Annotated in this window: 9 protein-coding genes and 2 riboswitches; of the genes, 5 read left to right on the forward strand and 4 right to left on the reverse strand. The window is 70.3% G+C overall.

The window, feature by feature from the left end:
- Positions 1-39: 39 nt before the first annotated feature.
- From ACZ7G1_RS11580 to gcvT, 4 genes are all read right to left on the reverse strand, one after another.
- Positions 40-1410 carry an L-serine ammonia-lyase gene (locus ACZ7G1_RS11580; RefSeq protein ID WP_470872180.1) on the reverse strand — a complete coding sequence of 457 codons (1371 nt, stop codon included), beginning with the start codon at positions 1408-1410 and terminating at the stop codon, positions 40-42.
- Positions 1411-1561: 151 nt separating this feature from the next.
- Entirely contained in the window at positions 1562-2830 is a 1269-nt protein-coding gene (gene glyA, locus ACZ7G1_RS11585; protein ID WP_470872179.1) for a serine hydroxymethyltransferase, read from the reverse strand.
- A gap of 24 nt (positions 2831-2854) precedes the next feature.
- On the reverse strand, positions 2855-3232 hold the full coding sequence (gene gcvH / locus ACZ7G1_RS11590; RefSeq protein WP_470872177.1) for a glycine cleavage system protein GcvH: 378 nt from the start codon (positions 3230-3232) through the stop codon (positions 2855-2857).
- Between the two features lie 77 nt (positions 3233-3309).
- Entirely contained in the window at positions 3310-4425 is a 1116-nt protein-coding gene (gene gcvT, locus ACZ7G1_RS11595) for a glycine cleavage system aminomethyltransferase GcvT (RefSeq protein WP_470872175.1), read from the reverse strand.
- Positions 4426-4486: 61 nt separating this feature from the next.
- A riboswitch (glycine riboswitch) is annotated at positions 4487-4612 on the reverse strand.
- Positions 4613-4712: riboswitch (glycine riboswitch) on the reverse strand.
- A gap of 160 nt (positions 4713-4872) precedes the next feature.
- On the opposite strand from gcvT, the gene ACZ7G1_RS11600 reads away from it, so the two are divergent.
- From ACZ7G1_RS11600 to ACZ7G1_RS11620, 5 genes are all read left to right on the forward strand, one after another.
- Positions 4873-5535, forward strand: a complete 663-nt coding sequence (locus tag ACZ7G1_RS11600) for an AAA family ATPase (protein WP_470872173.1) — start codon at positions 4873-4875, stop codon at positions 5533-5535.
- 133 nt (positions 5536-5668) lie between these two features.
- Positions 5669-6409: an enhanced serine sensitivity protein SseB gene (locus ACZ7G1_RS11605; RefSeq protein ID WP_470872171.1), complete on the forward strand. Its 741-nt coding sequence runs from the start codon at positions 5669-5671 to the stop codon at positions 6407-6409.
- 110 nt (positions 6410-6519) lie between these two features.
- On the forward strand, positions 6520-7311 hold the full coding sequence (locus tag ACZ7G1_RS11610; RefSeq protein WP_470872170.1) for an enhanced serine sensitivity protein SseB C-terminal domain-containing protein: 792 nt from the start codon (positions 6520-6522) through the stop codon (positions 7309-7311).
- Between the two features lie 364 nt (positions 7312-7675).
- Positions 7676-8704: an ABC transporter permease gene (locus ACZ7G1_RS11615; RefSeq protein WP_470872168.1), complete on the forward strand. Its 1029-nt coding sequence runs from the start codon at positions 7676-7678 to the stop codon at positions 8702-8704.
- Between the two features lie 110 nt (positions 8705-8814).
- Positions 8815-10581 (forward strand): ABC transporter substrate-binding protein, encoded by a 1767-nt coding sequence (locus ACZ7G1_RS11620; protein WP_470872166.1) that lies wholly within the window; start codon positions 8815-8817, stop codon positions 10579-10581.
- Positions 10582-10768 lie beyond the last annotated feature (187 nt).

Consider the following 10768-nt stretch of genomic DNA (forward strand, 5'->3'; position numbering starts at 1 on the left):
CGGGAATCCCGGGGCCGGCCGGCCGTGCGCGTGAACGGTTCAGCACTCGATGATGTTCACCGCGAGACCGCCGCGCGCGGTCTCCTTGTACTTCACGCTCATGTCCGCGCCGGTCTCCTTCATGGTCTTGATGACCTTGTCGAGGGAGACCAGGTGGCTGCCGTCGCCGCGCATCGACATCTTCGCCGCCGTGACGGCCTTGACCGCCGCCATGCCGTTCCGCTCGATGCACGGGATCTGGACCAGGCCGCCGACCGGGTCGCAGGTCAGGCCCAGGTTGTGCTCCATGCCGATCTCGGCCGCGTTCTCCACCTGCTCCGGGGTGCCGCCGAGGACCTCGGCGAGCGCGCCGGCCGCCATCGAGCAGGCCGAGCCGACCTCGCCCTGGCAGCCGACCTCGGCGCCGGAGATCGAGGCGTTCTCCTTGAACAGCATGCCGACCGCGCCGGCCGCGAGCAGGAAGCGGACGATGCCGTCCTCGTCGGCGCCCGGCACGAAGTTCATGTAGTAGTGAAGGACCGCCGGGATGATGCCGGCCGCGCCGTTGGTCGGGGCGGTGACCACCCGGCCGCCCGCCGCGTTCTCCTCGTTCACGGCCATCGCGTAGAGGGTGATCCACTCCATCGCGTGCGCCGCCGGGTCGCCCTCGGAGCGCAGCTTGCGGGCCGAGGTCGCCGCGCGGCGGCGGACCTTCAGACCGCCCGGCAGGATGCCCTCGCGGGACATGCCGCGCGAGACGCAGGCCTGCATGACCCGCCAGATCTCCAGGAGACCGGCGCGGATCTCCTCCTCGGTGCGCCAGGCCTTCTCGTTCTCCAGCATCATCGAGGAGATCGACAGACCGGTCTCCTTCGCCAGCCGCAGCAGCTCGTCACCGGTGCGGAAGGGGTACTTCAGGACCGTGTCGTCCGGCACGATCGGGTTCTCGCCGGCCACGGCGTCCTCGTCCACGACGAAGCCGCCGCCGACCGAGTAGTACGTCTTCTCCAGGACGAGCGCGCCCTCCGCGTCGTACGCGAAGACCGTCATGCCGTTGGCGTGGTACGGGAGCGCCTTGCGCCGGTGCAGGATCAGGTCGTCGTCGAAGGAGAACGGGATCTCGTGCGCGCCGAGCAAGTTGATCTTCCCGCTCGCCTTGATCCGCTCGAACTCCTCGTCGGCGCTCTCCACGTCCACGGTGCGCGGCGAGTTGCCCTCCAGGCCCAGGAGCACCGCCTTCGGGGTGCCGTGGCCGTGGCCGGTCGCGCCGAGCGAGCCGTACAGCTCCGCTCGTATCGCCGCCGTGTGGGCCAGCAGGCCCTCGTTCTTCAGCCGGCGGGCGAACATCCGGGCCGCGCGCATGGGGCCCACCGTGTGGGAGCTCGACGGACCGATGCCGATCGAGAACAGGTCGAAGACCGAGATGGCCACGGAAGGACTCCTTGTGGGGGCTAGACGCCGTTGTCTGCCGGGGTGGAGCAGAAAAGCGTGGGGAGGGGGCTGAGCATGAGCAGGGGCACCGCGCTCACTGTCCAGTGTGCGCGGTGCCCCGGAGCTTTCGTACGAACAAAAGGGTACGAAATTACTTCAGGCCGGGGTACAGCGGGTGCTTGTCCGCCAGCGCGGTCACGCGGGCCTTGAGCGCCTCGGCCTTCTCGGCGTCGAAGCCCGGCTTCAGGGTCTCCGCGATCACGTCGGCGACCTCGGCGAAGTCCTCCGCCTGGAAACCGCGGGTGGCGAGCGCCGGCGTACCGATGCGCAGACCCGAGGTGACCATCGGCGGGCGCGGGTCGTTCGGAACGGCGTTCCGGTTGACCGTGATGCCGACCTCGTGGAGACGGTCCTCGGCCTGCTGGCCGTCCAGCTCGGAGTTCCGCAGGTCCACCAGGACCAGGTGCACGTCCGTGCCGCCGGACAGGACCGAGACGCCGTGGGCGGTGACGTCGTCCTGGACCAGGCGCTCGGCCAGCGCGCGGGCGCCGTCCAGGGTGCGCTGCTGGCGCTCCTTGAACTCCTCCGAGGCCGCGACCTTGAAGGAGACGGCCTTGGCCGCGATCACGTGCTCCAGCGGGCCGCCCTGGAAGCCGGGGAAGACCGAGGAGTTCAGCTTCTTCGCGAATTCCTTCTTCGCGAGGATGATGCCGCCGCGCGGGCCGCCGAGCGTCTTGTGCGTGGTGGAGGTCACCACGTCCGCGTACTCGACCGGGTTCGGGTGCAGACCCGCCGCGACCAGGCCGGCGAAGTGGGCCATGTCGACCCACAGGTACGCCTCGACCTCGTCGGCGATCCGGCGGAACTCCGCGAAGTCCAGCTGGCGCGGGTAGGCGGACCAGCCCGCGATGATGACCTTCGGGCGGTGCTCCTTGGCGAGGCGCTCGACCTCGGCCATGTCGACCAGGCCGGCCTCGTCCACGTGGTACGCGACCACGTTGAACTGCTTGCCCGAGAAGTTCAGGCGCATGCCGTGGGTCAGGTGACCGCCGTGCGCCAGGTCCAGGCCCAGGATCGTGTCGCCCGGCTGGGCGATCGCGAAGAGGGCGGCCTGGTTCGCGGAGGCGCCGGAGTGCGGCTGGACGTTGGCGTACTCGGCGCCGAACAGGTCCTTGATCCGGTCGATCGCGATCTGCTCGGCCACGTCGACGTGCTCGCAGCCGCCGTAGTAGCGGCGGCCCGGGTAGCCCTCGGCGTACTTGTTGGTGAGGACGGAGCCCTGGGCCTCCATGACCGCGACCGGAGCGAAGTTCTCCGAGGCGATCATCTCGAGGGTGGACTGCTGGCGCAGGAGCTCGGCGTCGACGGCGGCGGCGACGTCGGGGTCGAGCTCGTGGAGGGGAGTGTTCAGAAGCGACATGAATCGATCCCTAGGGGGTCTCGGTTAGCCGGCGGTGAAGGCGGTGTACTCGTCGGCGGAGAGCAGGTCCTTCGGCTCGTCCGCGAGGCGCACCTTGAACAGCCAGCCGCCCTCGAACGGGGCGGTGTTCACCAGCGCCGGGTCGTCGACGACGTCCTGGTTCGTCTCGACGACCTCGCCGGTCACCGGGGAGTACAGCTCGCTGACGGACTTGGTCGACTCCAGCTCGCCACAGTCCTCGCCCGCGGTCACGGTGGCGCCGACCTCGGGAAGCTGGACGTACACGATGTCGCCGAGCGCGTTCGCCGCGTGCTCGGTGATGCCGACGGTGGCGACGCCGTCAACGGCGTCCGTCAGCCACTCGTGCTCCTTGCTGTAGCGAAGCTGCTGGGGGTTGCTCATGGCCTGATTCTCCTGGATCGGGGGAGTACTGGTGTACGTGGGTCTTGCGGGGTGAGACGCCGGGTGAGACGAATGCGTCACTTCTGGCGCTTGTAGAACGGCAGTGCCACGACCTCGTAGGGCTCGTGGGTGCCGCGGATGTCCACACCTACACCCGGCGTGCCGGGAGCCGCGTGCGCCGCGTCGACGTACGCGATGGCGATCGGCTTGCCGAGCGTCGGGGACGGCGCGCCCGAGGTGATCTCGCCCACGACCTCGCCGCCGGCGACGACCTGGAAGCCCGCGCGCGGGACACGGCGGCCCTCGGCGATCAGGCCGACCAGCTTGCGCGGCGGAGAGGTCTCGGCACGCTCGGCGGCGGCCTCCAGGGCCTTGCGGCCGACGAAGTCGCCGGGCTTCTCGAACTTCACGACCCGGCCGAGGCCCGCGTCGAACGGGGTGAGGGCGGTGGTCAGCTCGTGGCCGTACAGCGGCATGCCCGCCTCCAGGCGGAGCGTGTCACGGCAGGACAGGCCGCAGGGGATCAGGCCGACGCCCGCGCCCGCCTCGGTCAGCGCCTTCCAGACGCCCTCCGCGTGCTCGGGCTTCAGGAACAGCTCGAAACCGTCCTCGCCGGTGTAGCCGGTACGGGCGATCAGCGCGGGCACGCCCGCGACCGTGCCCGGCAGACCGGCGTAGTACTTCAGGCCGTCCAGGTCGGCGTCGGTGATCGACTTCAGGATGCCGGGGGACTCCGGGCCCTGGACGGCGATCAGCGCGTACGCGTCGCGGTCGTCGCGCACCTCGGCGTCGAAGCCCTCGGAGCGGGCGACGAGGGCGTCCAGGACGATCTGGGCGTTGGAGGCGTTGGCGACGACCATGTACTCGGTCTCGCCCAGGCGGTAGACGATCAGGTCGTCGAGGATGCCGCCGTCCTCCTGGCAGATCATCGTGTAGCGGGCGCGGCCGTTGCCCACGGTGGAGATGTTGCCGACCAGGGCGTAGTCCAGGAGGTCCACGGCCTGCGGGCCGGTGACCGTGATCTCGCCCATGTGGGAGAGGTCGAAGAGGCCGGCCTTCGTGCGGACGGCGTTGTGCTCGTCGCGCTCGCTCGTGTACCGCAGCGGCATGTCCCAGCCCGCGAAGTCGGTCATGGTCGCGCCCAGCGAACGATGCAGGGCATCGAGGGCGGTCAGACGGGGGGCAGTGCTCATGGGGTGGCTCCCGGGTCCCAAGGGCGTGATCGGTGACGAAAACACATGACGGGCGAGGACGTCCTCCCCATCTGTCATGGAACCTGAGAGGTTCACCGAGAGCATCTCGTCACCGAGGGATCGGCGACGTGAGTTCGGCTTGCACCTTGGGTGGGGACACGGCAGGTGTCCCGCTTTTCAGATCTGCCTCATCCGCGCGGTACGGGGCCTGAGAGATTCAAGGGAGGGTCTTGCTCCTTCGGCGTCCGGGCGCCGAAGGCGGTCCGGAACTCTCCCGCGCGGATTCGAGCGGCCGGTATGCGATTGTGTGGCGACTGTGCGCGCCTGGCGCGCACATCATTGCATGCGGTGTCGGCGGGGCAAATCGCTTGTGTCTCATTACCGTTTCTTTACACTTCGTGGGCAAGGGTCTCCTCAGGTCTCCTGAGACCCGACAGGGGGAGCGCGATGAGGATCGAGCACACCGGCGCGTACGCCACCGGCACCGGGATACCGGCCCAGCGGGCCCGCGCCAGGACCCGCCGTCGCGGCCGGCTCCTGCGCGACCTCCGCGAGCGCGGCGGCCACGGCCCGCGCGCCCTCCTCTTCGCCGCGGGCGACCTCGTCGTCGTCTCCGGACTCCCCGGCAGCGGCAAGTCCACCCTCATGAGGCGCGCCGCCGAAGGCCGCGGTATCGACTCCCAGGACGCCCGCGAGCGCTGGGAGGCCCGCATGCCCCGCCTCCTGCCGTACGCCGTCTACCGCCCCCTCGTCCGCCTCGCGCACTACGCCGGGCTCCGCCGCGCCCTGCGCTCCGGCATCAGCGTGATCGTCCACGACTGCGGCACCCAGTCCTGGGTGCGCGGCTGGCTCGCCCGCGAGGCCCGCCGCCGTGGCGGCGCCCTGCACCTGGTCCTCCTCGACGTCACCCCCGACACCGCGAGGGCGGGCCAGGACGCCCGCGGCCGGGGCGTCTCCGCCTACGCCTTCGCGCGGCACCGCAGAGCCGTCGGCCGGCTCCTCAAGGCCGCCGAGGGAGGCAGCCTCCCGCCCGGCTGCTCCTCCGTCACCCTCCTCGACCGCGCCGCCGCCGACACCCTCCGCCGCATCGCCTTCCGCGAGGCCGCGTAGCGCCGCTCCGGCCCGTCCCGCCGCCCCGGGGGACCCCGTACCCTTCCCTTTTGGCCACGGCGGCCCCGGGGCGGCGTTAGGGTGCTGCCCGGCGGCCGGTGCGGCAGGCCGTGCGAGAAGGGGAAACGCGACCGTGGACGTGACGTGGCCGGGCAATGAGCTCGAAGAGGTCCTAGCCGCCTCACTCGGCAACCCCGCGGCGGGCGGCCGGCTCGTCGAGGTGCTGGGCCGCAGCCAGGTCTGGGTGCCCCTGCCGAACGGCGGCGGCCCCGACAGCCCCGGCCTCGACCTCGCCACCATGGAGATCGAGGGCGCCGCCTACGTCCCCGTCTTCAGCTCCGAGCAGCAGTTCCTCGCCTGCGTCGGCGAGCACATGTCCTTCGCCGTCGCCCCCGCCCGCGACTTCGCCCGCGGCCTGCCCCCGCAGCTCGGCATCGCCGTGAACCCCGGGGGCACCGCCGGAGTCCCGCTGCCCCCGCCCGCCGTCGCCGAACTCTGCCGCAGCGGCCGCACCCCGCTCGACGGCCCCGCCACCGGCGGCCGCGTCCGGCTCTTCGAGCCGGACTGGCAGGACGACCCCGTCGACTTCCTCGCCGCCGCCTCCGCCGAATTCGAGGCCACCGGCGTCGTCACCAGCGCCCGGCGGGCGCTCGCCAGCGTCGAGGGCACCGAACCGGCCCTCTTCATCGGCGTCCAGCTCGCCCACTGGGAGGGCGCCGACCGCAACGCGCCCCTGGACGCCCTCGGCCGCGCCCTCGGCCGGGTCGAGGTCGCCTGGCCGGTCAACCTCATCCTGCTCGACATGGCGCAGGACCCGGTCGGCGACTGGCTGCTGGAGCGGGTGCGCCCGTTCTACCAGCGCGCCGCCGTGTGAGCGACCTCCTGTTTAAGCTGAACTGACCGGTGAGCCGAACCGACTCGGCAGCGGCACGCGAGCCGCGCGGAACATGGTGGACGGAAGAGGGGCGGGGACCCATGGTGAGCGTGAGCGCGTCAGGCACCGCTGCGGCCGGACCAGTCGAGCGCATGCTGCGCGAGGTGGCACCCGGACGCTACGACGCGTACGAGCAGCTGCTGCACGCCCTCGCCGACGGCGAACTCTGGATGCTGCTCTGGCACGGCGCGCCCGGCTCCCCCGAGGCCCAGTACGGGAACATGGAGGTCGACGGCTTCGGCTACGCCCCCTGCGTCACCTCCCCCCAGGAGCTCGCCGCCTCCGGCTGGAACCGCGCCCACGAGCTCGTCACCGGCCGCGAGATCGCCCGGGCCCTCTACCCCGACCGCTGGGGCGTCTGGCTGAACCCGCACGCCCCCGGCGGCGGCGTCGGCATCCCCTGGGCCGACCTGCGCCGGATCGCCACCGGTCTCGACCGGATGCCCGCGGGACCGCTCCGCGTCTCCGAGCCCGCCGTGGAGATCCCGCAGTTCTACGCCCTGCTCACGCAGAACGCCCACCGCACCCCGGCCGTCCGCGCGCTGCGCCGCGGCTGGGTGCAGCCCGCGCTCGGCTCCCCGTACCTCGCCATCGGTCTCGACCTGTACGACACCTCCCCGGCGGCCGTCGACACGGTCCGCGCGATGATGCGCCAGTCCATCGGCTCCGTACCCGACGGGCTGCCCGTCTCCACGGTCGCCCTCTCCGACTCCTACGACCCGGTGGCGCTCTGGCTGCGGGCGAACGCGCGCCCCTTCTACGACCGCGAGGCGCACGTCGGCCGCGGTTCCGCGCCCGCTCCGGGGTACGGCTACCCGCCGCCGGCGCCGTCCGGATACTGAGACGTCGCCTTCCTCCCCGTCCGTACCGACAGCCCCGCGGGGCCTCTCCGGAGGCCTTCGTTCGCCCCAATTGAGGAGCTCAAACGCCCTGTTGGGCGACATGCCCGATTGTGGGGAAGAGGACCCGAGTTGGTCCGCTCAGGTGATCACGACGTCCGGATAACGGAAGTCGCAGCACCGCATCACGTTTGAGCAAACATTCCTCGTCAGGGCTGGCGGGTGATCACGAACGCATTGAAGACTCCCCGGAACACCGGGCGTTCGGCTCCTTTTCGAGCCCTATGCCCAGCAGGTTGTTCCACCGAGCCGCTACCCGCGGCGGGCAAGGGCCGGCTACCGGCGGCCGAGAGGGGTCCTCACCACGATGACGGCACCACTGCACGAGACGAGTGCGGGCGAGGCGACCGCCACCGTCGACGGTGCGCCCGACGCTTCCGGCACCCCGGACGGCCCCGGCACGGCCGCCAAGGCGATCGAGGGCCGCTCGCCCTGGAAGATCGCCTGGACGCGCCTCAAGCGCGACAAGCTCGCCCTCGCCGGCGCGTTCGTCGTCCTCTTCCTCGTCCTGGTCGCGATCTTCGCGCCGGTCATCGTCGGCCTCCTCGGCCACCCGCCGGACGAGTTCCACGAGGACCAGATCGACCCGCTGTTCGGCACCCCGATCGGCTCCTGGGGCGGGGTGAGCTCCGACTTCCTCTTCGGCGTCGAGCCCGTCAACGGCCGCGACGTCTTCAGCCGGATCGTCTACGGAGCCCGGATCTCGCTGCTCGTCGCCTTCCTCGCGGCGGTCTTCGCGGTCGCCCTCGGCACCGTCCTCGGCATCATCGCCGGCTACTTCGGCGGCTGGATCGACGCGGCCCTCAGCCGGGTCATGGACGTCATGCTCGCCTTCCCGCAGCTGCTCTTCACGATCGCCCTGGTCTCCGTCCTCCCGAACAAGCTCCTCGGACTCGACGGCTCGGGCGTCCGCATCGCCGCCCTGGTGCTCGTCATCGGCTTCTTCGGCTGGCCGTACGTGGGACGCATCGTCCGCGGCCAGACCCTCTCGCTGCGCAACCGCGAGTACGTCGAGGCCGCCCAGAGCCTGGGCGCCGGCCGCCTCTACATCCTGCGCCGTGAGCTGCTGCCCAACCTGATCGCCCCGATCACGGTCTACGCGACGCTCATGATCCCGACCAACATCCTCACCGAAGCGGCGCTCAGCTTCCTCGGCGCGGGTGTCAAGCCTCCCACCGCTTCCTGGGGGCAGATGCTGTCGACGGCCATCACCACGTACGAAGCGGACCCGCTCTTCATGGTGATCCCCGGCCTCGCGATCTTCATCACCGTCCTGGCGTTCAACCTCTTCGGCGACGGCGTGCGCGACGCGCTCGACCCGAAGGGCTCCCGCTGACCGTTCGCCGACGACACGCAAGACCCGCCCCTGCCGCTGGCGACAGGAGGCTGATCCCCAATCGGCGGACCGCCGTAACGGCCGCCACTATCCCGGAGGTTGTTGGACCCATGCTGAAGAGCTCCCAGCGCAGAATCGCCGCGGGCGCGCTGCTTGCCGCGGCCACGATGGTCGCCGCCACGGCTTGTGGTGGCGGTGCCAAGTCCGGTGACGGCGGCAACGGCAAGGCGGGCGCGGCCGGCTTCAACGCCGCCGTGAACAAGGTCGCCAGCCCCTCCACCAAGAAGGGCGGCGAGCTGAAGTTCATCGGCTCGCAGGAGGCCGACTCGTGGGACCCGCAGCGCGGCTACTACGGCTTCGTGTGGGACTTCCAGCGCTACTACACGCGCCAGCTCGTCACCTTCAAGGCCGAGCCGGGCTCCGCCTCCACCGAGCTCGTCCCGGACCTCGCCACCGACGCCGGCAAGATCTCCGAGGACGGCCTCACCTACACCTTCACGCTGAAGGACGGGGTGACCTGGGAGGACGGCAAGCCGATCACCTCCAAGGACATCAAGTACGGCATCGAGCGCGTCTGGGCCCAGGACGTCATCTCCGGCGGCCCGATCTACCTCCAGCAGGTCCTCGACCCCAAGGGCGAGTACAAGGGTCCCTACAAGGACACCTCCGCGGACAAGCTCGGCCTGAAGGCCATCGAGACCCCGGACGACAAGACCATCATCTTCAAGCTGCCGGTCGCCAACGGTGACTTCCTGCAGCTGCTGGCCATGCCCGCCGCCTCCCCGGTCCGCCAGGACAAGGACACCAAGGCCAAGTACGGCCTGAACGTCTTCTCCTCCGGCCCGTACAAGTGGCAGTCGTACACGCCGAACAAGTCCATGAAGCTGGTCCGCAACGACAAGTGGGACCAGAAGACGGACAACGTCCGCAAGGCGCTCCCGGACTCCATCAGCGTCACGTTCACCACGAACGCCGACGACATGGACAACCGTCTGATCGAGGGCGAGTACGACCTCGACATCAACGCCACCGGTGTCGGCGCCTCCGCCCGCCAGAAGGTGCTCCAGCAGCACAAGGAGAACGCGGACAACCCGCAGACGGGCTTCATCCGCTACGCGGTCTTCCCGCAGACGGTCATCCCCAACATCGAGTGCCGCAAGGCGATCATCTACGCCGCAGACTCGAAGTCCCTCCAGACCGCCCGTGGTGGCCCGCAGGCCGGTGGCGACATCGCCACCAACATGCTTCCGCCGGGGCTGAAGGGTGCCGACCCGAAGGCCGACCCGTACGGCAAGCTCGGTGGCGCCCCGGACCTGGCCAAGGCCAAGGAGGCGCTCAAGAAGTGCGGTAAGCCGAACGGCTTCAAGACCACGATCGCGGTCCGCAACAACAAGAAGATCGAGATCGCGACCGCCGAGTCCCTCCAGCAGTCGCTGAAGGCCGTCGGCATCGAGGCCGAGATCGACCAGTTCGACGGCGCCCAGACGTCCGGCATCATCGGTTCGCCGAAGGTCGTCAAGGACAAGGGCTACGGCATCATCATCATGGGCTGGGGCGCCGACTTCCCGACCGGTCAGGGCTTCCTCCAGCCGCTGGTCGACGGCCGCTTCATCCTGCAGAGCGGTAACAACAACTTCTCCGAGCTGAACGACAAGGCCGTCAACGGCCTGTTCGACCAGGCGCTGAAGGAGACCGACCCCGACAAGGCCGGCGAGCTCTACAAGCAGATCAACACGAAGGTGTCGGAGGCCGCGGTCTACCTGCCCTTCACCCACGAGAAGAACATCATCTGGCGCAGCTCCCGGCTGACCAACGTCTACACGGCGGACGCCTACAACGGCCGCTACGACTACGCGTCGCTCGGCGTCGTCAAGTAATCCGACCCGCTTCACCGGCGCACCACCCGCCGCCAGGTCCGAAGGGCAGGTGATGGCCGTGGGCGGGGGGGGGGGGGGGGGGGGGGGGGCGCACGCCATCTAAAAGGCGAACACACGCCTTGCCTCCCCGGCCCCGAAGCTCTCTCCAGTCCCTGGCGTTTTTTCTTCGTTAACCTCTTTGCCCCCC

The organism is Streptomyces sp. NPDC037273, assembly GCF_055603625.1.

Bases quoted from the DNA above. Each gene is read 5' to 3' on its own strand.
- ACZ7G1_RS11615 (WP_470872168.1), top strand. From the start codon at position 7,676: ATGACGGCACCACTGCACGAGACGAGTGCGGGCGAGGCGACCGCCACC.
- glyA (WP_470872179.1), bottom strand. From the start codon at position 2,830: ATGTCGCTTCTGAACACTCCCCTCCACGAGCTCGACCCCGACGTCGCC.
- gcvT (WP_470872175.1), bottom strand. From the start codon at position 4,425: ATGAGCACTGCCCCCCGTCTGACCGCCCTCGATGCCCTGCATCGTTCG.
- gcvH (WP_470872177.1), bottom strand. From the start codon at position 3,232: ATGAGCAACCCCCAGCAGCTTCGCTACAGCAAGGAGCACGAGTGGCTG.
- ACZ7G1_RS11600 (WP_470872173.1), top strand. From the start codon at position 4,873: ATGAGGATCGAGCACACCGGCGCGTACGCCACCGGCACCGGGATACCG.
- ACZ7G1_RS11620 (WP_470872166.1), top strand. From the start codon at position 8,815: ATGCTGAAGAGCTCCCAGCGCAGAATCGCCGCGGGCGCGCTGCTTGCC.